Genomic DNA, 20,409 nt, shown 5'->3' with positions numbered 1-20,409 from the left:
GTGGTGCGAGACTGGGCGCATGTCCGCGAGCGCCGCCCCCGCCCCCGCACGGCGCGGCCGCCCCGGCTACGACCGCGATCAGGTCCTCGCGGTCGCGGTCGAGCTGTTCAACGAGCAGGGCTACGACGCGACGTCCGTCGCCGATCTCGCCGAGCGTCTGGGCCTCACGAAGTCCGCGCTGTACCACCACTTCGACTCGAAGGAGCAGCTGCTCGCGCTCGCCCTCGACGAAGCCCTGGGCGGGCTCGAGGGCGTGCTCGACGACCCGGCGATCGCGGATGCCGCACCCGCCGAGCGCCTGGCCGCCGTGCTGCGCGGGGCCGTGCTCGTGCTGGTCGACCGGCTCCCCTTTGTCACGCTGCTGCTGCGGGTGCGCGGAAACAGCGAGGTCGAGCGCGCCGCCCTGCAGCGCCGGCGCACCTTCGACCACCGTGTCACCGCTCTGGTCGCCGAGGCGCAGCGGACCGGCAGTGTGCGCGCCGACGTGGACGGCGCGGTCGTCACGCGCCTGGTGTTCGGCATGGTCAACTCGCTCGTCGAGTGGTACCGCCCCGGCGGCTCGGTCGACCGCGACCGCCTCGCGCACGACGTCGTCACGGTCGCCCTCGACGGCATGCGCACCCGCTGACCCCCTTCTCCCGCGGCGCCCCAGCGCCACACCCCCGATGGTTCATCCGTCACAGATGTACGCGAGACCGCGTTCCCCGCGTACATGTGTGACGGATGAACACGAGGTCGACGATGGATGCCGCCGCCCCGGGCTCACGAGAAGCCCGGGGCGGCGGCATCCACTCCCCGAAGGGTCAGGCCTTGGCAAGACCGTAGATCGGGCTGACCTCCTGCTCGGCCTCGTGCTCGGGGCCGAGCGGGATGCCGGAGCGGTCGCGCAGCAGCAGCGTCGCGATGAGACCCAGCAGCGTCATGCCGGCCAGGTACCACGTGACCGACATGGTCGACCCGGTCGCCTGCACCAGCGCCGTCGCGATGGTCGGGGCGAACGCGCCGCCCAGGATCGCGCCGATCGCGTACGAGATCGAGACGCCCGAGAAGCGGATCGACGCGGGGAACAGCTCGGAGTACAGCGCCGCCTGCGGGCCATAGGTGAAGCCCAGGCCGATCGTGAGGATCGCCAGCCCCAGGAACAGCAGCCAGATGTTCCCGGTGTTGACGAGCGGGAACAGCAGGAAGACGCCGGCGAGCTGCAGGATCCAGCCGATGATGTATGTCGTGCGGCGGCCGATGCGGTCGGAGATGAAGCCCGCCGCGAGGGTCGACAGCAGCCACGTGACCGCCGAGCCCGCGACGGCCCACAGCACCGGACCGCGCTCCAGCGCGAGGGGGCCTTCGGGGTTCGTCGAATAGCCCTGGATGTAGCCGCCGGTGGTCATGTAGCCCACCGCATTGTTGCCCGCGAAGACGAACGCGGCGACGATCACGAGCAGCAGGTGCTTGCGGAACAGCGTGATGATCGGCATGCGCGCCTTCTCTTTGCGCTCGGCGAGCTCGGCGAACACCGGGCTCTCTTCGACGCGGCGGCGGACGTAGTAGCCCACGAGGATCAGCACGACGCTGAGCAGGAACGGCACACGCCACCCCCACACCAGGAACGCGTCGCCGGGCGCGATCATCGCCATGAGCGCCATGACGCCCGAGGCGAGCAGCAGGCCGAGGGGCACGCCGATCTGCGGCGCTGCGCCGAACGCGCCGCGACGCGTCTTCGGGGCGTGCTCGACGGCCATCAGCACCGCGCCGCCCCACTCGCCGCCGGCCGAGATGCCCTGCAGGATCCGCAGCAGCACCAGCAGGATCGGCGCGGCGATGCCGATCGCCTCGTAGGTCGGCAGCACGCCGATGAGCGCGGTCGAGGCGCCCATCAGGATCAGCGTCCACATCAGAACGACCTTGCGGCCGTACTTGTCGCCGAAGTGCCCGGCGAGGAAGGCGCCGAGCGGGCGGAACAAGAAGCTCACGCCGACCGTCGCGAAGGCGATGAGCGCGCTGTTGGCGCCGAGCGGTGCGAAGAAGAGCTGGCCGAAGACCAGCCCGACCGCCGTGGCGTAGATGAAGAAGTCGTACCACTCGACGGTGGTGCCGATGACGGTCGCGAAGACGACCCTCTTGCGATCTGCCGACGCCGCGATGGTGCCGGTGGGGGTGAATCCCTCGTGGGATGTGCTCATTGTGACTCCTGTGTCGGGGCTGACGTCGTCGTCACCGGCGACCGATTCGGGATGGTTGCCGGATTGCGGACGATCATATACGATTTCGGATACGACGCAAGAGTGAGGGAGCTCATGACGGTAGAAACGACATCGCCGGATGCCGCAGATCCGCGGTTCTCTGGTCTGCCCGGGCGTCCCGGCAAGATCATCGCGATCCACCTCAGCTACGCCTCCCGCGCCGACCAGCGCGGACGCCGGCCCGCTGCCCCCTCCTACTTCTTCAAGCCGTCGAGCTCGGTCTCGGCCTCCGGCAGCACGATCGAGCGCCCGGCCGGCACCGAGCTGCTCGCCTTCGAGGGTGAGATCGCGCTCGTCATCGGCACGCCGGCACGCCGTGTCGCCCTCGCCGACGCCTGGTCGCACGTCGCGGCCGTCACCGCCGCGAACGACTTCGGCCTCTACGACCTGCGCGCGAACGACAAGGGATCGAACGTGCGGTCGAAGGGCGGGGATGGCTACACGCCCGTCGGCCCGGGCCTCATCGACGCCCGCGAGATCGACCCCGCCGACCTGCGGGTGCGCACGTGGCTGAACGGGGAACCGGTGCAGGACGACCGCTCCGCCGGCATGATCTTCCCCCTCGCCCAGCTGGTCGCCGACCTGTCGCAGCACTTCACGCTGGAGACCGGTGACGTGATCCTCACCGGTACGCCGGCGGGCTCGTCGGTCGCCGTCCCCGGCGACGTCGTCGAGGTCGAGGTCGACGTGCCCGGCGGGCCGAGCTCAGGCCGTCTCGTCACCACCGTGGTGCAGGGCGAAGCGGGCTTCGACGCCGCGTTGGGCTCGCTGCCCGCCGTCGACGACCTGCAGCGCACCGAGGCGTGGGGCTCGCGCGAGGCAGCGGGACTGCCCGCGCCGTCGTCCGAATCAGGAGATCTCGCCGACACAGGACGTTCCGGCGCAGAATCCCCTGCCCCCGCGAGATCTCCTGTTCTCAGCGAGGGCCTGCGCGCCAAGCTGGTCGCCGCACCGACGGCGGGGCTCTCGGCGCAGCTGCGCAAGCGCGGGCACCACTCCTGCTTCATCGACGGCGTCTTCGCCAACCTCGACGGAGCCAAGATCGTCGGCACCGCGAGGACCCTCCGCTTCGTGCCCTTCCGCGAGGACCTGTTCCAGACTCACGGCGGCGGCTACAACGCGCAGAAGCGGGCCTTCGACGCGGTCGGCGAGGGCGAGGTCATCGTGATCGAGGCCCGCGGCGACGACACCTCGGGCACTCTCGGCGACATCCTCGCGCTGCGTGCCCACGTCCGCGGTGCGGCCGGTGTCGTCACCGACGGCGGCGTGCGCGACTTCGACGCCGTCGCCGAGATCGGGCTTCCGGTGTTCTCGAAGGGCGCTCACCCGTCGGTGCTCGGCCGCAGGCACGTCCCGTGGGAGCACGATGTGACGATCGCCTGCGGCGGCGCCACCGTTCAGCCCGGCGACATCATCGTCGGCGACGGCGACGGCGTGATCGTCATCCCGCCAGGACTGGCCGAAGAGGTCGCCGATGCGGCCCTCGCGCAGGAGGCCGAGGACGCCTGGATCGCCGAGCGGGTCGCGGAGGGGCACGCTGTCGACGGGCTCTTCCCCATGAACGCCGAGTGGCGCGCCCGCTACGACGCGGAGCAGGGACGATGACCCCCGCCCTTCGACAGGCTCAGGGGCCGGCCGATGAGCTCAGCAAGTCGCAGCGCGCGTACCACTGGGTCAAGGAGCGCATCGCGAACCAGGAGTTCACCCCGGGCTACCGCCTCGTACTGGGCAGCATCGCCGGCGAGCTCGACATGAGCGTCGTGCCGGTGCGCGAGGCGATCCGCCAGCTCGAGGCCGAGGGACTCGTGACCTTCGAGCGCAATGTCGGCGCCCGGGTGTCGATGGTCGACGACTCGGCCTACCGCTACAGCATGCAGGCGCTGTCGATCCTCGAGGGCACGGCGACCGCGCTCGCAGCGCGCCGGCTCACCGCCGACGACCTGCGCGCCGCCCGCCGCATCAACGAGCTCATGATCGAGACGCTGGAGCACTTCGACCCGCGCGCCTTCACTGCGCTCAACCAGGAGTTCCACTCGACGCTGTACTCGAAGTGCGCCAACCCGCGCATGCTCGAGCTCGTCAACGCGGAGTGGAGCCGGCTCGGCCACCTGCGCGATTCGACGTTCAGCTTCGTGCCGGGCCGCGCCCAGGAGTCGGTCCGCGAGCACGAGAACATCGTGCAGCTCATCGAGGTGGGCGCCCCGCTCGGCGAGATCGAGAAGGCCGCCCGTCGCCATCGCGCGGCGACGCTCGACGCGTACATGATCCACGAGCATCCCGACGAGGCCCTGGGCCTTCCCGCCTTCTGATGGGTGGATGCCGGGCGCCCGGCATCCACTCCCCCCGACGTTCATCCGCCAGACCCCTCCGACGAAGGAGACACCATGACAGACACCGCCAGCGCTGAAAGCAAGACGCAGAGCGCCGCGGCCACGCGGCACGTGCCGGACGGCCTGCCCGCGCGCATCCAGCACTACATCGACGGCGAATTCGTCGACTCGGTCGACGGCGACACGTTCGACGTGCTCGACCCGGTCACCAATGAGACCTACGTGCAGGCCGCCGCCGGCAAGAAGGCCGACATCGACCGCGCCGTCGCGGCCGCGCGGCGCGCGTTCACCGAGGGCCCATGGCCGCGGATGCTGCCGCGCGAGCGCTCGCGCGTGCTGCACCGCATCGCCGACATCGTCGAGTCCCGCGACGCCCGGCTCGCCGAACTGGAGTCCTTCGACTCGGGCCTGCCGATCACCCAGGCGCTCGGCCAGGCGCGCCGGGCCGCCGAGAACTTCCGGTTCTTCGCCGACCTGATCGTCGCGCAGGCCGATGACGCCTACAAGGTGCCCGGCCGCCAGATGAACTACGTCAACCGCAAGCCGATCGGCGTCGCCGGGCTCATCACGCCGTGGAACACGCCGTTCATGCTCGAGTCGTGGAAGCTCGGCCCGGCGCTCGCGACCGGCAACACCGTGGTGCTGAAGCCCGCCGAGTTCACTCCCCTGTCGGCCTCGCTGTGGGCGGGCATCTTCGAAGAGGCGGGGCTGCCGAAGGGCGTCTTCAACCTCGTGAACGGACTGGGAGAGGATGCCGGCGACGCGCTGGTGAAGCATCCCGAGGTCCCGCTCATCTCGTTCACCGGCGAGAGCCGCACCGGCCAGCTCATCTTCGGCAACGCGGCGCCGTTCCTGAAGGGCCTGTCGATGGAGCTCGGCGGCAAGTCGCCCGCCGTGGTGTTCGCCGACGCCGACCTCGAGGCCGCCATCGACGCGACGATCTTCGGCGTCTTCTCGCTGAACGGCGAGCGCTGCACGGCGGGCTCGCGCATCCTTGTCGAGCGCTCGATCTACGACGAGTTCGTCGAGCGCTACGCGGCGCAGGCCGAGCGCGTGGTCGTCGGCTACCCGCACGACCCCGCGACCGAGGTCGGTGCGCTGGTTCACCCCGAGCACTACGACAAGGTCGTCTCGTACATCGAGATCGGCAAGACCGAGGCGCGCCTGGTCGCCGGCGGCGGCCGCCCCGAGGGCTTCGAGACCGGCAACTTCGTGCGCCCCACCGTGTTCGCCGACGTCGCCCCCGATGCCCGCATCTTCCAGGAGGAGATCTTCGGCCCCGTCGTCGCGATCACGCCGTTCGACTCCGACGAAGAGGCGCTCGAGTTCGCCAACGGCGTGAAGTACGGTCTCGCCGCCTACGTGTGGACCAACGACCTCAAGCGGGCCCACAACTTCTCGCAGGCCATCGAGGCCGGCATGGTGTGGCTCAACTCGAACAACGTCCGCGACCTGCGCACCCCCTTCGGCGGGGTCAAGGCCTCGGGCCTCGGGCACGAGGGCGGCTACCGCTCGATCGACTTCTACACCGACCAGCAGGCCGTGCACATCACGCTCGGCCCCGCCCACAACCCGACCTTCGGCAAGGGGGATGCCGGCGGCCACTGACGCCGGCATCCATCCCGCTTCTCACCCCAGGCCGACCGCACGAACGCAAGGACGCGAAATGACCCACCGTGACGACATGACCCTCACCTCCTCGGGCTTCTACGTGAGCCAGGAGGCGCCGATCCTCTCCGACAACCCGATCCCGACGCCCAGCGCGCCGGCGCCCGACATCCTGCGCTGCGCGTACATGGAGCTCGTGGTCACCGACCTGGCGGCATCCCGCACGTTCTACGTCGACGTGCTGGGCCTCTACGTCACCGAAGAGGACGAGTCGACCATCTACCTCCGCTCGACGGAGGAGTTCATCCACCACAACCTCGTGCTCCGCCAGGGTCCGGTCGCCGCGGTCGCGGCCTTCTCGTACCGCGTGCGCTCGGCCGAAGAGCTCGACAAGGCCGTCGCGTTCTACGAGGAGCTCGGCTGCGACGTGCGCCGCAACCCCGACGGTTTCACCAAGGGCATCGGCGACTCGGTACGTGTGACCGACCCGCTCGGCTTCCCGTACGAGTTCTTCTACGCCACCGAGCACGTCGAGCGCCTGTCGTGGCGCTACGACCTGCACACCCCGGGCGAACTCGTGCGCCTGGACCACTTCAACCAGGTCACGCCCGATGTGCCCCGCGCCGTGAACTTCATGCAGTCGCTGGGGTTCCGCGTGACCGAAGACATCCAGGACGGCGAGGGCACGGTGTACGCCGCGTGGATGCGCCGCAAGCCCACGGTGCACGACACCGCGATGACCGGCGGCGACGGCCCGCGCATGCACCATGTCGCGTTCGCCACGCACGAGAAGCACAACATCCTCGCGATCTGCGACAAGCTGGGCGCCCTCCGCCGCTCCGACGCGATCGAGCGCGGCCCGGGCCGCCACGGCGTCTCGAACGCGTTCTACCTGTACCTGCGCGACCCCGACGGCCACCGCGTCGAGATCTACACGCAGGACTACTACACGGGTGACCCCGACAACCCGGTCGTCACGTGGGACGTGCACGACAACCAGCGCCGCGACTGGTGGGGCAACCCCGTGGTCCCGTCGTGGTACACCGAGGCATCTCTCGTGCTCGACCTCGACGGCAACCCGCAGCCGGTGGTCGCCCGCACGGACTCGTCCGAGATGGCGGTCACGATCGGCGCCGACGGCTTCTCGTACACGCGCCCCGGCGAGGACTCGATGCCCGAGTACAAGCAGGGCGAGTACAAGCTCGGCCACCAGCTGTGACTCCGCCTGCTCGTTGAGCAGTGCGAGGAACGAGCGAAGACGAAACGCCCCGACCGGCGAACGACCCTGAGGAGATGAGTGGATGCTGCCCCCCGAGGTGATCGAGAAGATCGCGGCCGAGCTGGCCGAGGCCGACCGCACACACAGCGTGATCCCGCGGATCACCGCCCGCTACCCCGACGCGACGGTCGAGGACTCGTACGCCATCCAGGGGATGTGGCGCGACCGCATGATCGCGTCCGGGCGGCGCCTCGTCGGCCGCAAGATCGGGCTGACCTCCAAGGCGATGCAGCAGGCGACCGGGATCACCGAGCCGGACTACGGCGTCATGTTCGACGACACCGTGTACCACTCGGGCGCCGACATCCCGGTCGCCGGCTTCTCGAACGTGCGCATCGAGGTGGAGCTCGCGTTCGTGCTGAAGACGCCGCTGGAGGGCCCGGACTGCAGGCTGGAGGACGCCCTCGCGGCGATCGACTACGCCGTGCCCGCGCTGGAGGTGCTGAACTCCCACATCGAGCTGGAGGGCCGCACCATCGTCGACACCATCAGCGACAACGCCGCCTACGGCGCCATGGTGCTCGGCACCGTGCACAAGCGCCCCGACGAGATCGACCTGCGCTGGGTGCCCGGCGTGCTCTCCCGCAACGGCGAGATCGAAGAGACCGGCGTCGCCGCCGGCGTGCTCGGCCACCCCGCGACCGGTGTGGCGTGGCTGGCGAACAAGTTCCACCAGCACGGCGCCCGCCTCGAGGCCGGCGAGATCATCCTCGCCGGATCGTTCACGCGCCCGATGTGGGTCCACGCCGGTGACACCGTGCACTGCGACTATGGGCCCATGGGAGTGATCGAATGCCGCTTCGTCTGAACCCGACCTTCCGCGAGCGCCTCGACGCGTCGGACCGGCCGCTGATCGGCCTGTGGGCGTGCTCCGGGTCACCGCTGGTCGCCGAGATCCTCGCCGGCTCCGGTGTGGACTGGCTGCTCATCGACATGGAGCACTCCGCCAACACCCTCGACAGCGTGCTCGCGCAGCTGCAGGCCGTCGCCGCCTACCCCGTCACCCCGGTGGTGCGGGTGCCGTACGGCGACGACGTCATCCTCAAGCAGGTGCTCGATATCGGCGCGCAGAACGTGCTCGTGCCGATGGTGTCCACCGCCGACCAGGCCCGCGAGCTCGTCGCCGGGGTGCGCTACCCGCCGCGCGGGCGGCGCGGCGTCGGCTCGGCGCTGTCGCGCTCGGCCCGCTGGAACCGCGTCGACGGCTACCTTGCCGACGCCGACTCCCACGTGTCGCTGTTCGTCCAGGTGGAGTCCGCCGAAGCGGTCCACAACGCCGCCGAGATGGCGGCCGTCGACGGCATCGACGGCATCTTCGTCGGTCCCGCCGATCTGGCCGCCTCGCTCGGCGTGCTCGGGCAGCAGACCCACCCCGACGTGATCGCCGCCGTAGAGCACACCTTCACCGCCGTCCGTGCGGCCGGCAAGCCCGTCGGCGTCAACGCCTTCGACCCCGCCGCCGCCGACGCGTACATCACCGCCGGTGCCGCATTCATCGCCGTCGCCGCCGACGTCTCGCTCCTCGCCCGCGGCAGCGAGTCCCTCGCCGCCCGCTTCATCCCCACCGACCCCGGCTCAGAACGCGCCTCCTACTGAGCGCGAAGAGCTGTGGATGCCGGCGGCCGCGGCCGCCGGCATCCACTCGTCTCGCATCCCCTGCTCCGCAGTCGCTTTCCGTGGCCAAGCGCCGCTCCACCCGCGACAGCTGACTGCGGAGCAGAAGGCGACGACGTCTCCGCAGTCACCATCTGCGCACCGCAGCTCGCCGGCGCGCGCAAACCGACTGCGGAGCCGGACGACTGTGCTCGCCCGGGGATCGCCCCTGTGGCATGGTGAACGCATGAAGAAGTGGGTCGTGCGGTTCGTGTCGCTGATGGTGTTCAACATCATCGTGCTGCTGATCGTCGGCTGGCTGACGCCGGCCCGCGTCGGCTGGGCGGCGCTGTGGGCCGGCATCGTCATGACCGCGCTCGTGATCTGGGTCAAGCCGCTCGTCGAGAAGTGGTTCCGGTCGTCGGCAGCGAAATCGGCAGGCGGCCGCACGAAGGCGGGCGAGAAGCTCGTCGAGTTCTTCATCGCCTTCGCGATCGCGTTCCTCATCTGGATCGCCACGGTGCTGCTGTCGGGCGTGCGCATCGGCGGCGGGTTCTTCGGCGCGATCTGGGGCTATGTGCTGCCACCGCTGATCCTGCTCATCGGCTGGGCGATCTACGCGGCCATCGACGACAAGGTCGAGACCCACGCGGGCGCCCTGTACGACAAGGCCACCGGTTCGAAGACCGGGTCGACGGATGCCGCGACCCCGTCTGTCCCGAGCCCCGAGGCGGCGGCGGGCCGGCGCGAGCTGAACGACGGGCTCACCGATGAGCAGCGCCGGATGCTCGACGAACTGGGCGGCTGATTCCGGCGGATCATCTGCCGCCTGTCGATCGGAAGGCGGCGGGATCGTCATACCGGTGTCGATACCCACCAGAAAGGACGACACCATGCGGTACGCACTCCTCCTCCACTACCCCGAGATGACCCCCGACGACCTCGGCCCCGAGGCCCTGGCCGAAGGCATGCGCGAGTTCGACGCGTACGCGAGGGCGCTCCACGACGCCGGCGTGCTCGTCTCGGCCGAGGTGCTGCAGCCTTCGAGCGTGACCACCACGGTCACCGCCGGCGACGGCGGCCTGCGCGTGCAGGACGGTCCGTTCGCCGACACCAAGGAGCAGCTCGGCGGCTCGTTCGTGATCGAGGTCGACGATCTCGACGCCGCGATCGCGTGGGCCGGCAAGGCGCCCTCGGTCGCGTGGGGCCCGGTCGAGGTCCGCCCCAGCTCCACGCATTTCCGCGACGGCGCCTGGACACCGTTCGCCGGCTGATGCCCTCCGTCCCCGACGTCCGCGCGGCCGCCGAGCGCGCCGCACGGGCTTCGTACGGCCGCATCCTGGCCGTCGTCGCGGCGACGACGCTCGACGTCTCGGCCGCCGAGGACGCCCTCGGCGACGCGTTCGAGCGCGCGCTGCGGACGTGGCCGGACGCCGGCATCCCCGCGAATCCCGAAGGCTGGCTGGTCACCGTGGCCCGCAACCGACTGCGCGACGCCCTGGGCTCCGCCGCGCGCCGCACCGGCGTGCCGCTCGACGAGGCTCTGGCCGCCGTGCTCGCCGATGAGCGTGCACCGGACGCGATCGCCGAGCTCTCACGCGCCGACGCGATCCCCGACAAGCGCCTCGAGCTGCTGTTCGCCTGCGCGCATCCGGCGATCGATCCGGCCGCGCGCACGCCGCTCATGCTGCAGACCGTCCTCGGGTTCGAGGCGGCCGACATCGCCCGCGCCTTCGGTGTGGCACCGGCGACCATGGCGCAGCGGCTCGTGCGCGCCAAGCGGCGCATCCGCGGCGCCGGCATCCCGTTCCGCGTCCCCGCGCGCGCAGACATGCCCGACCGGCTGCCGGCCGTGCTCGAAGCGATCTACGGCGCGTACGCGATCGGCTGGCTCGACCAGGGCGACGAGCCACGGGAATCGCTCGCCGACGAGGCCCGCTGGCTCGCCGTGCTGACGGCGACCCTGCTCGGTGACGAGCCGGAGGCATGGGGGCTGGCCGCGCTGGTCACGTACGCGCAGTCGCGCGCGCCTGCCCGCGCGCAGCGTCCGTGGCCGCCGCTGGACGAGCAGGACCCCGCGCAATGGGACCGCGCTGTGATCGCCGAGGCGGCCTCGCTGCTGCGCCGTGCGTCCGCGCTCGGCCGCCCGATCGGCCGCTTCCAGCTCGAGGCCGCGATCCAGGCCGTGCACTGCGATCGCGCGCGCACCGGCGTGCTCGACGTCGACACCCTCGTGACTCTCTACCGCGGGCTCGTGGCAGTGGCGCCGACGGACGGGGCGCGGGCGGCGCTGGCCGCTGCCGAGGCGCGCCGCGGCGCGAGCTGAAGGAGAGCCCGCTCAGCGCAGGCGCACGCCGACCACGTTCGTCGGCGGGTACGGCCCCGCCTGCGCCGTGCCCACCAGCCGGTCGCCGACGACCTTCAGCACGAATCGCAGCGACATCGGCAGCGGCGCGAGGAAGTCGACGCGGAACGACGCGGTGTCGCCCGTGATGCTGCCGTCGCGGATCGCGATCGGCCCGGTGTCGCCGACCGACGTGCCGGTCAACGCCGTGCCGGTGCTGGTCAGTGTGAGGTCGTACCGACGGGATCCCGCCAGGGTGACGACGTCGATCGCCCAGTGTCCATCGATGCCTGCCACGCGCCCGCCCCTCGTCGATCCGCGGCCCACCGCGGCCGTCGAGCCCATTCTGCACCCCGACGCCTCGTCTGCGGGCCGCTTTGCGACCCGCGAGGTTCACCGCCATGCGTGTCGGCCGCCGCGCCCCGTCACCCGCCGGTGAAGCCCTGCAGGATGATCTGGTGCCCCGCGGCAGCGCACAGCTGCGAGAGCTGGGAGGCTGCGGCACCCCATACATCCGTCCCGACGACCGGCGTCGTGAACGCCCCCGGGTCGGTGTGCGGAATCGTCGCCTGGAACGCGGCGAGCTGCTGGCTGAGGAGACTGGTGCTCTGGGTGGGTATCCGCTGCAGCTCGCGCGTGGCCAGCCGGTACCAGCCGTCCCGTTCCTGGAGGCCCATCCGCCCCTGGCGCACCGCGGCATCGACGTTGTCCTGGATCGTCATCACATCGCTGATCGCCTCGCACGTCGCGGCTCCGTGACCGCCGCGGGGTCCGAGTCCGCCCCAGCAGCAGCAGTGGCGGTCGGTGACGACGGGGTCGCGGAGGCCGTTGTGGCCTCGGGCGCAGGGCTCGTGTCCACGGTGCTTGACACCGTGCATCCTGCCAGCATGAGCGCGCCGGCGACGACTGCCGCCGCGATCATCCCGCGTAAGCTCCGCGAACCTGTGTGCTGCACCTGATGCTCCTTCGTACGGGGGTTCGGCTCATCGTAGGACGACTGAGTCGCCCGGCCGGGGCTACCGCATGTAAACCAGTTGACTCACACTGAGTCAACTGGTTTACTCATTCCCATGTCCGACCGCCTGAGCTTCACGCTCCACGAACTCGTCGCCGAGATCGACGCCTATGCCGACGCCGTCCTGCAGGCGGAGTACGGCATTGGCTACAACCACTTCCAGTTCCTCGCGATCCTCGCCGGCGTCGAGCCCACCGATATGACGCGGCTCGCGCACTGCCTGGGCGTGACGAAGGCCGCCGTCAGCAAGCGCGTCCCGGCACTCGTCGCCGACGGCTGGATCACGACCGACTCCCCCGCGGGCTCGGGCCGCAGCATCCTGCTCTCGCTCACCGAGAAGGGGGACGCGCTGGTGCGCACCGCCGGCGCACGGCTCGAGCGCGACTTCGCCGAGATGCTCGCCGCCCCCGCCTTCGCAGCCGACCCGATCGACGCGCCGCGGCTGAACGCGCAGCTGAACACCTTCGTCGCCTTCATCCAGAGCCTTCCGGCGCGCCCCGCCGGATCCGCACCCCAGGAGTGACATGCCCGCCCCACGCATCCTCGTCGTCATCGGCACGCCGCTGCCCGGCACCCTCAACCACGCCCTCGCCCGCTCGTACGCCGAATCCGCGCGCACCGCCGGCGCCGAGGTGCGGATCGTCGACCTCGCCGCCGACCCGGTGCCCGGGCATCCCTCCGCGAGGGGAGAGGTGCGGATGCCGCGCACCGACGCCGACGGTCCGCTCGCGCCCGAGATCCGGTCGTACATCGCCGACGTGGAGTGGGCCGACCACCTCGCGTTCTTCTTCCCGCAGTGGTGGGGCTCCTCGCCCGCCGCGCTCAAGACGTGGATCGACCGCGTGTTCGTCTCGGGGTTCGCCTACCGGTACCGGCCGACCGGGCGCCTCTGGGACAAGCTGCTCACCGGACGCACCGCACGCATCGTGATGACGATGGACTCCCCCGCGTTCTGGAACGCCTTCGTCTACCGCGACTCGGCGGTCCGCTCGCTGCGCGCCGCGACGCTCGAGTTCTGCGGCGTCAGGGTGCGCGGGGTCACCCGGCTCGCCGAGGTGCGCCACCGCGCCGAGGCCGACCGCGAGCGCTGGATCGGCGGCATGGCCTCGTTCGGAGCGACGGATGCCGCGGCCGCCGTCGCCCGTCCGCGCGAGGCCGTCACAGCCTGAGCGTCTCGCGAAGGCGCGGCCGCCGGCATCCATCGCTCACACGCGAGCGGGACGCAGGAACAGCGCGGCCACGCCGCCGGCGAGCGCCGCGACGGCCGCGACAAGGAACAGCACCGTGAACCCGGCGTCGCCGGCGACCCCGGCGAGCACGAGCGTCGCGACGGGCGCGCCGAACGAGGATCCGACGGTGCGCAGGACACCGTTCACGCCGAGCAGACCGCCGACCTCGTCGGGACGTGAACCGGCCGCGATGACGTCGGCCACCACCGTGAAGCCGATGCCGCAGCCGAGGCCCATCACGCAGTACCAGACGATGAGCCACGGCACGCTGTCGACCGCGAACGCCGTGCCGAGCGCGCTGACAGTGAGCAGCACCATCGACAGCACCGCCACCCAGGACGCCTTCCTCCGGCGCATCAGCACTGGGGCGAAGCGTCCGCCGAAGAACGCGAGCACGGTGCCCGGGAACATCACCCAGCCGGTCGCCTGCGTGCTAAGTCCCGGCCCGGAAGGCGCGGCGGTCTGCAGCAGGATCGGCAGACCGACGTAGAACAGGTACGGCACGAGGCCCAGCAGCACGCCCAGCAGGTTGCTGATCGCGATCGTGGGCCGCGCGAGCACCGGCAGATCGAGCAGCGGTGCCTTCGCGCGGCGCTCGACGACCACGAGCGCGACGCCGGCGACGATCGCGGCGCCGAGGGCGACGAGGACCGCAGGCGAACCGATCCCCCAGCTGGACGCCTGCGACACCGCGAGCAACACCCCGACGAGCACCACGGCCAGCAGTCCGATCCCGGGCAGGTCCACGGCCCCCTGACCGAGAGCAGGGCGCGCCGGCACCGCGATCGCGACGAGAACGAGCGACAGGATGCCGCACCCGGCGCCCGTCCAGAACAGCCACTGCCACGACGCGATGTCGGCCAGCACTCCGCCGACGACGAGCGCGAGGCCGGCGCCCAAGCCGACGGTGCCGCTCAGCCAGCCCGTTGCGGAGCGACGCCGGTCGCCGGTGGCATGCGTTCCGACGATTGCGAGGGCGAGCGGGAACGACGCCGTCGACGCCCCCTGCAGCACGCGGCCGATCAGCAGCAGACCGAGTCCCGGCGCCAGCGCCGAGACGACGCTTCCCACCACGAACACGCCCATCGTGATGAGCAGCATCCGGCGGTGGCCGAAGCGGTCGCCGAACGCGCCGAGCACCGGAGCAGCCACGGCGCCGGCAAGCAAGTACGCGGTGAGCACCCAGCTCACGCCGACACGGTCGGTATGCAGCGCCGAGGCCAGGGCCGGCAGCACCGGCACCAGCATCGTCTGCATCATCGAGTAGGTGAGCACGGCGACGGCGAGCGCGAGCACGAACCAGCGTCGGGGTTGCGGCGCGGCCGGCGTCGGCGCGGGCGCGATCGGATGGGCGGCTGTGGTCATGGGCATCTCCAACGACGATTTAAACGGAACGGAACGTTCCGCTCCGTTCAACTGTACCCTTGATAGCGTGACGTCCGTGACCACCGCCGACGCTTCGCGCCTCCCAGGCCGGGCGCGCGAGGCGCGCGCCAACGACGACGCCGTGCTGCGCGCGGCCCGCGAGGTGTTCGCCGAGCAGGGCTACGACGCCCCCATGGCCGCCGTCGCGCAGCGCGCGGGGGTCGGCGTGGGCGGCATCTACCGGCGATACGCGAACAAGGACGCACTCATCGACGAACTGCGTCGCAGCGCCCTCGACGCCATCGTCAGCACCGCGCGCTCTTCTGCTCAGGCGTCGCTCGGCGACGAGCGCGGCGCCGTCGGCGCATTCCTCACGAGCTACCTCGAGACCGCCGGGACGCGGCTGTCATCGGTCCTCAATCGCAGCACGCCACTCACGCCCGAGCTCTCGCGGCTCTCGGCCGAGCTGCACGATGCGCTCACCGCCCTGATCGAGCTGGACCGACCGCGTGGGCTGGTGCCGCACGACTTCAGCGCCGGCGACATCATGGCGGCGACCCTGCACCTGCGACCGGTCGCCGCCGTCGACCCGTCCGAGGACCGCGAACGGAACCGGCGGCACCTGGACTACTTCCTCCTCGGCCTTCGCGCAGCTGCCGCGAACCCGGTCACGGCCGGGATCGCGACCAGCTGGGACGACTGGATGCGGCTCAACTCGATGCCGTCCGGCGACGCCTGATCGCCGGGCGCCCCGACGCTCACGTGGCACAAGGTGCGGCATCCACCCCACCGACGCTGCCAATTCCGCCACCCGAACTCGGCAGGCGCACGCACTCGGATGTTCAGGTGGCGCAGAGTGCGGCATCCACCCCGCCGACACAGCCATTCACGCCACCCGAACTCCGCGGGCGGGCACACCCCTGACGTTCGCGTGGCGCAGAGTGCGGCATCCACCCCGCCGGCACGGCCATTCACGCCACCCGAACTCCGCGCGCGGGCACGCCCCTGACGTTCGCGTGGCACAGAGTGCGGCATCCACCCCACCGACACAGCCATTCACGCCACCCGAACCCCGCGCGCGGGCACACCCCGGACGCTCGAGTGGCGCAGAGTGCGGCATCCACCCCGCCGACACAGCCATTCACGCCACCCGAACCCGCGTCACCACGAGAAGCGCGCCGGGACCGTGAGCGCACGGTCCCGGCGCGCGGGGAGCACGGGTCAGCCGGCGGCGAGCTCGGCAGCCTCGACGACGTTCGTCATGAGGAGGGCGACGGTCATCGGGCCGACCCCACCGGGGTTCGGTGACAGGTAGCCGGCCACCTCTGCCACATCGGGGGCGACGTCGCCGTAGACGCGCGCCTTGCCGGTCTCGGCGTCGATCTCGCGTGTGACGCCGACGTCGAGCACCGCCGCACCGGGCTTGACGTCCGCCGCCTGCACGATGTGCTTGACGCCCGCGGCTGCCACGATCACGTCGGCCTGGCGCAGGTACGACGGCAGGTCGACCGTGCCGGTGTGCGTGAGCGTGACCGTCGCATTGATCTCGCGGCGCGTCAGCAGCAGGCCGATCGAGCGGCCGATCGTGACCCCGCGGCCGACGACGACCACGTGCTTGCCCTTGAGGTCGTAGTCGTTGCGCAGCAGCAGCTCGATCACGCCGCGCGGCGTGCACGGCAGCGGGGTGGTGATCGGGGCGTTGACGTTGAGCACGAGCCGTCCGAGGTTGGTCGGGTGCAGGCCGTCGGCGTCCTTCGCGGGGTCGATGCGCTCGAGGATCGCGTCGGTGTCGAGGTGCTTCGGCAGCGGCAGCTGCACGATGTAGCCGTGGCAGGCCGGATCGGCGTTCAGCCGGTCGATGACCGCCTCGACGTCTTCCTGCGTCGCGTCGGCCGGCAGCTCGACCTGGATCGAGTTCATGCCGATCGCCTCGGACTCGCGGTGCTTCATACCCACGTACAGCTGCGATCCCGGGTCGGCGCCGACGAGCACCGTCGCGATCCCCGGAGTGACACCCCGGGCCTTGAGCGCCGCGACGCGCTCGCGCAGCTCGTCCTTGATGGCGGCGGACGCCGCGCGCCCGTCGAGTTTCTGTGCGGTCATGCTCGTTCTCCTGTCGTCTTGGTGGTCACGTCCGCGCAGTCTTTCCGTGAGACCGTACGCGCCGGCCGAGACCCTGGCGAAATCCCACGGTCTCGTCCGTCCCGTCCGGTCTCACGGACTGGCGTGGCAGGGCCGAAACCCAGGGCGGTGCGGCCGGGTGCGGAGGGTGGTGGATGCCGGCGGCCGGGGCCGCCGGCATCCACCACCCGACGGGGCTTACTGCTGCAGCCCGGGGTACAGCGGGAACGCGGCGGTCAGGGCGGCCACGCGCGTGCGCAGCGCCGCGACGTCGGCATTCGGCTGCAGCGCGAGCGCGATGACGTCAGCGACCTCGGTGAACTCGGCGTCACCGAAGCCGCGCGTCGCGAGTGCGGGCGTGCCGATGCGCAGACCCGAAGTCACCATCGGCGGGCGCGGGTCGTTCGGCACCGCGTTGCGGTTCACCGTGATGTGGATCTCGTGCAGCAGGTCCTCGGCCTGCTTGCCGTCGATCTCGGCGTTGCGCAGGTCGACCAGGACGAGGTGCACGTCGGTGCCGCCGGAGCGCACGGCGATGCCGGCCTCGGCGACATCGGGCTGCGACAGGCGCTCGGCGATGATGTGCGCGCCGCGGAGCACGCGCTCCTGACGTTCCTTGAACTCGGGCGTCGCGGCGAGCTTGAACGCCGTCGCCTTGGCCGCGATCACGTGCATGAGCGGACCGCCCTGCTGACCGGGGAACACCGCGGTGTTGATCTTCTTGGCGAGCTCGGCGTCGTTGGTGAGGATGAAGCCCGAGCGGGGGCCGCCGATCGTCTTGTGCACCGTCGACGACACGACGTGCGCGTGCGGAACCGGGTTCGGGTGCAGGCCCGCGGCGACGAGGCCGGCGAAGTGCGCCATGTCGACCCACAGCGTCGCGCCGACCTCGTCGGCGATCGCGCGGAACGCGGCGAAGTCGAGCTGACGGGGGTAGGCCGACCAGCCGGCGATGATGACCTTCGGCTGGTGCTCGATCGCGAGACGGCGCACCTCGTCCATGTCGATGACGCTGGTCTCGGGGTCGACGCCGTACGCGACGATGTTGTAGAGCCGGCCCGAGAAGTTGATCTTCATGCCGTGCGTCAGGTGGCCGCCCTGGTCGAGCGACAGGCCGAGCAGGGTGTCGCCGGGGCGGGCGATCGCGTGCAGCACGGCGGCGTTCGCGGTCGCGCCGGAGTGCGGCTGGACGTTGGCGAACTCGGCGCCGAACAGCGACTTGGCCCGCTCGATCGCGAGCTCCTCTGCGACATCGACCTCTTCGCAGCCGCCGTAGTAGCGGCGGCCGGGGTAGCCCTCGGCGTACTTGTTGGTGAGCACCGAACCCTGCGACTGCAGCACCGACACGGGCACGAAGTTCTCGGAGGCGATCATCTCGAGGTAGCCGCGCTGACGCTCGAGCTCGCGCTCGAGCACCTGGGCGATCTCGGGATCGACCTCCGAGAGGGGGGCGTTGAAGAACTGATCGGTCATGCGATCTCCTGACTCACGGCTTTCGGAAAAGAGGTCCCGCATCGGCCCAGGCGTGCGGTCGAATGCCGTAGTCGGTCGCTCCCCGGTGGTGTCCCACCTCAACGCCAGTCGCGACCCTCCGAGCATAACGGAACTCGACCCGCTAGGCTGGACCCCACCCCTTTTGTTAGGACTCTTTACATGCCCCGTCGACGAGGACGGACCGCCGCCGCGGCTGTTCTGGCCGCCGTGCTCTTGGCCGGCTGCACCCCGGTCGCACAGAATGGAGACACCGTGTCGCTTCCTGCCGTCGTCCCCGCGCCCGCCTCGATCGAGGCGGGCTCCGGTGCGCCGTTCCGGCTCACGTCCGCCACGACCGTGTCGGGAGAACCGGATGCCGCCACCGCCCTCGCCTCGATCCTCACGGCGCGCGCGGGCCTGACGCCGGTGGCCGCCGAGGCTTCGGCCGACATCGAGCTGCGGATCGACCCTTCGACGGGCTCAGGGGCCAGCGGCGCGGCCGAGTCGTACCGGATCGCCGTGGACGAGGCATCCGTCTCCGTCACCGGCGCGGACGCGACGGGGCTGTTCTACGGCGTGCAGACGCTCGGCCAGCTGCTGACCCGCGACGCCGGCGAGTGGATCATCCCGGCCGTCGCGATAGAGGATGCACCCCGCTTCGCCTACCGCGGCGTCATGCTCGACGTCGCGCGGCACTTCCACGGCGTCGACACCGTGAAGGGCTACATCGACCGCGCGTCGTCGCTCAAGTTCAACGCGCTGCACCTGCACCTCACCGACGATCAGGGCTGGCGCATCCAGCTCGACTCGCGCCCGGAGCTCACCGTGAAGGCGTCGGGCACCGCGATCGGCGGCGATCCCGGCGGCTTCTACACGAAGGACGACTACCGCGAGATCGTCGAGTACGCGGCATCCCGCCACATGATCGTGGTGCCCGAGGTCGACATGCCCGGCCACACCCATGCCGTGGGGCTCGCGTATCCCGAACTGGCCGAGGACCCGGTCATCCAGGACCACATGCGCGACGTCATCGACCAGTACGGCGGGGAGCTCCCGGTGCCGGGCGTGCCGTACGAGGCCCTCGCGGTCGGGTTCTCGTCGCTGAAGATCCACGACGAGGCGACGTACGAGTTCGTGGCCGACGTGTTCGGCGAGCTCGCCGCGATGACCCCCGGCCCGTACCTGCACTTCGGCGGCGACGAGTCGCTCGCGACCCAGGATGACGACTTCGCGTACTTCGTGACGCGGGTGAGCGCCCTCGTCGCCGACCTCGGCAAGACGCCGGTCGCCTGGCACGAAGCGGGATCGGCGAAAGACATCGCCGACACCACGATCGGCCAGTACTGGGGCTACGTGACGCCGCTGGAGGGCTTCGCCGAGAAGGCGCAGACGTTCGTCGACAACGGCGCGAGCCTCATCCTCTCGCCGGCCGACGCGATCTACCTCGACATGAAATACCCGAGCGGGCCAGAGCTGGGCCTGACCTGGGCGAACGGGCCGACGAGCGTGCAGGATGCCTACTCATGGGAGCCCGCCGAGGTCGTTCCGGGTGTGGGCGACGAGGGCATCCTCGGCGTCGAGGCGCCGCTGTGGACCGAGACCATCCGCACCGCCGCCGACATCGACACGATGGCCTTCCCGCGCGCCGCCGCGGCCGCCGAGGCCGGCTGGTCTCCGCGTACCGGCACGAGCGACCTGCGCACGCGGGAGTCCTTCCGCGCGCGTGTGGGCGCGCTCGGCCCGCTGTGGACCAGCATGGGGATCGGGTTCCACCCGTCCGAAGAGATCCCGTGGGTCACCGAGTGACCCCGT

The 20,409-nt window shown here is 70.9% G+C and carries 20 protein-coding genes and 1 riboswitch; of the genes, 14 read left to right on the top strand and 6 right to left on the bottom strand.

Going from position 1 to position 20,409, the window contains the following annotated elements; translation table 11 throughout:
• Window positions 1–19: 19 nt before the first annotated feature.
• On the top strand, window positions 20–628 hold the full coding sequence (locus tag IF188_RS09155; protein WP_191171487.1) for a TetR/AcrR family transcriptional regulator: 609 nt from the start codon (window positions 20–22) through the stop codon (window positions 626–628).
• A gap of 175 nt (window positions 629–803) precedes the next feature.
• On the opposite strand, the gene IF188_RS09150 is transcribed toward IF188_RS09155, so the two are convergent.
• The gene (locus IF188_RS09150) at window positions 804–2,180 is read right to left on the bottom strand and encodes an MFS transporter (RefSeq protein WP_191171486.1); all 1,377 of its coding nucleotides are present in this window, start codon (window positions 2,178–2,180) and stop codon (window positions 804–806) included.
• A 114-nt stretch (window positions 2,181–2,294) separates the two neighbouring features.
• Here IF188_RS09150 and IF188_RS09145 point away from each other — a divergent pair, with 114 nt between their 5' ends.
• The 9 genes from IF188_RS09145 to IF188_RS09105 all read left to right on the top strand — a co-directional run bounded on the left by IF188_RS09145 (window position 2,295) and on the right by IF188_RS09105 (window position 11,376).
• Window positions 2,295–3,845 carry a fumarylacetoacetate hydrolase family protein gene (locus IF188_RS09145; RefSeq protein WP_191171485.1) on the top strand — a complete coding sequence of 517 codons (1,551 nt, stop codon included), beginning with the start codon at window positions 2,295–2,297 and terminating at the stop codon, window positions 3,843–3,845.
• Window positions 3,842–4,549, top strand: a complete 708-nt coding sequence (locus IF188_RS09140) for a GntR family transcriptional regulator (RefSeq protein WP_191171484.1) — start codon at window positions 3,842–3,844, stop codon at window positions 4,547–4,549. The genes IF188_RS09145 and IF188_RS09140 overlap by 4 nt, the downstream gene beginning before the upstream one ends.
• 75 nt (window positions 4,550–4,624) lie before the next feature.
• Window positions 4,625–6,178 (top strand): 5-carboxymethyl-2-hydroxymuconate semialdehyde dehydrogenase, encoded by a 1,554-nt coding sequence (gene hpaE, locus IF188_RS09135; protein WP_191171483.1) that lies wholly within the window; start codon window positions 4,625–4,627, stop codon window positions 6,176–6,178.
• A gap of 58 nt (window positions 6,179–6,236) precedes the next feature.
• Window positions 6,237–7,397: a 3,4-dihydroxyphenylacetate 2,3-dioxygenase gene (gene hpaD, locus IF188_RS09130; protein WP_191171482.1), complete on the top strand. Its 1,161-nt coding sequence runs from the start codon at window positions 6,237–6,239 to the stop codon at window positions 7,395–7,397.
• 82 nt (window positions 7,398–7,479) lie between these two features.
• Complete coding sequence (locus tag IF188_RS09125) at window positions 7,480–8,265, top strand: 2-keto-4-pentenoate hydratase (protein ID WP_191171481.1); 786 nt, start codon at window positions 7,480–7,482, stop codon at window positions 8,263–8,265.
• A complete protein-coding gene (locus IF188_RS09120; protein WP_191171480.1) occupies window positions 8,250–9,053 on the top strand; it encodes an HpcH/HpaI aldolase family protein in 804 nt (267 codons plus the stop codon). Before IF188_RS09125 ends, IF188_RS09120 begins: the two co-directional genes overlap by 16 nt.
• Window positions 9,054–9,297: 244 nt before the next feature.
• A complete protein-coding gene (locus IF188_RS09115) occupies window positions 9,298–9,858 on the top strand; it encodes a hypothetical protein (RefSeq protein WP_191171479.1) in 561 nt (186 codons plus the stop codon).
• A gap of 85 nt (window positions 9,859–9,943) precedes the next feature.
• Window positions 9,944–10,324: a YciI family protein gene (locus IF188_RS09110; protein ID WP_191171478.1), complete on the top strand. Its 381-nt coding sequence runs from the start codon at window positions 9,944–9,946 to the stop codon at window positions 10,322–10,324.
• Window positions 10,324–11,376 carry an RNA polymerase sigma factor gene (locus IF188_RS09105; RefSeq protein WP_191171477.1) on the top strand — a complete coding sequence of 351 codons (1,053 nt, stop codon included), beginning with the start codon at window positions 10,324–10,326 and terminating at the stop codon, window positions 11,374–11,376. The genes IF188_RS09110 and IF188_RS09105 overlap by 1 nt, the downstream gene beginning before the upstream one ends.
• Before the next feature lie 12 nt (window positions 11,377–11,388).
• Here IF188_RS09105 and IF188_RS09100 read toward each other — a convergent pair whose 3' ends face one another.
• Together IF188_RS09100 and IF188_RS09095 are read right to left on the bottom strand one after the other, a co-directional pair.
• Window positions 11,389–11,691, bottom strand: coding sequence for a hypothetical protein (locus tag IF188_RS09100; RefSeq protein ID WP_191171476.1), 303 nt, complete (start codon window positions 11,689–11,691; stop codon window positions 11,389–11,391).
• 128 nt (window positions 11,692–11,819) lie between these two features.
• The gene (locus IF188_RS09095) at window positions 11,820–12,272 is read right to left on the bottom strand and encodes a hypothetical protein (RefSeq protein ID WP_191171475.1); all 453 of its coding nucleotides are present in this window, start codon (window positions 12,270–12,272) and stop codon (window positions 11,820–11,822) included.
• A 192-nt stretch (window positions 12,273–12,464) separates the two neighbouring features.
• Here IF188_RS09095 and IF188_RS09090 point away from each other — a divergent pair, with 192 nt between their 5' ends.
• Both IF188_RS09090 and IF188_RS09085 read left to right on the top strand, forming a co-directional pair.
• On the top strand, window positions 12,465–12,932 hold the full coding sequence (locus tag IF188_RS09090; protein ID WP_191171474.1) for a MarR family winged helix-turn-helix transcriptional regulator: 468 nt from the start codon (window positions 12,465–12,467) through the stop codon (window positions 12,930–12,932).
• 1 nt (window position 12,933) lies between these two features.
• Window positions 12,934–13,578: an NAD(P)H-dependent oxidoreductase gene (locus IF188_RS09085; protein ID WP_191171473.1), complete on the top strand. Its 645-nt coding sequence runs from the start codon at window positions 12,934–12,936 to the stop codon at window positions 13,576–13,578.
• 36 nt (window positions 13,579–13,614) lie between these two features.
• Here IF188_RS09085 and IF188_RS09080 read toward each other — a convergent pair whose 3' ends face one another.
• Window positions 13,615–15,003, bottom strand: a complete 1,389-nt coding sequence (locus tag IF188_RS09080; protein ID WP_191171472.1) for an MFS transporter — start codon at window positions 15,001–15,003, stop codon at window positions 13,615–13,617.
• Window positions 15,004–15,079: 76 nt separating this feature from the next.
• Here IF188_RS09080 and IF188_RS09075 point away from each other — a divergent pair, with 76 nt between their 5' ends.
• Entirely contained in the window at window positions 15,080–15,742 is a 663-nt protein-coding gene (locus IF188_RS09075; RefSeq protein WP_318152843.1) for a TetR/AcrR family transcriptional regulator, read from the top strand.
• A gap of 482 nt (window positions 15,743–16,224) precedes the next feature.
• On the opposite strand, the gene IF188_RS09070 is transcribed toward IF188_RS09075, so the two are convergent.
• Window positions 16,225–17,106 (bottom strand): bifunctional methylenetetrahydrofolate dehydrogenase/methenyltetrahydrofolate cyclohydrolase, encoded by an 882-nt coding sequence (locus IF188_RS09070; protein ID WP_191171470.1) that lies wholly within the window; start codon window positions 17,104–17,106, stop codon window positions 16,225–16,227.
• 216 nt (window positions 17,107–17,322) lie between these two features.
• A complete protein-coding gene (glyA, locus tag IF188_RS09065) occupies window positions 17,323–18,597 on the bottom strand; it encodes a serine hydroxymethyltransferase (protein WP_191171469.1) in 1,275 nt (424 codons plus the stop codon).
• Between the two features lie 37 nt (window positions 18,598–18,634).
• Window positions 18,635–18,719: riboswitch (ZMP/ZTP riboswitch) on the bottom strand.
• Between the two features lie 151 nt (window positions 18,720–18,870).
• On the opposite strand from glyA, the gene IF188_RS09060 reads away from it, so the two are divergent.
• Window positions 18,871–20,403 carry a beta-N-acetylhexosaminidase gene (locus tag IF188_RS09060; RefSeq protein ID WP_191171468.1) on the top strand — a complete coding sequence of 511 codons (1,533 nt, stop codon included), beginning with the start codon at window positions 18,871–18,873 and terminating at the stop codon, window positions 20,401–20,403.
• Window positions 20,404–20,409 lie beyond the last annotated feature (6 nt).

Origin of the sequence: Microbacterium helvum (genome assembly GCF_014779795.1) — a bacterium.
Classification (GTDB): Bacteria; Actinomycetota; Actinomycetes; order Actinomycetales; family Microbacteriaceae; genus Microbacterium; species Microbacterium helvum.
Note: the sequence above shows the minus strand (reverse complement) of the source record. Positions and strands in the feature narration are given on the sequence as shown.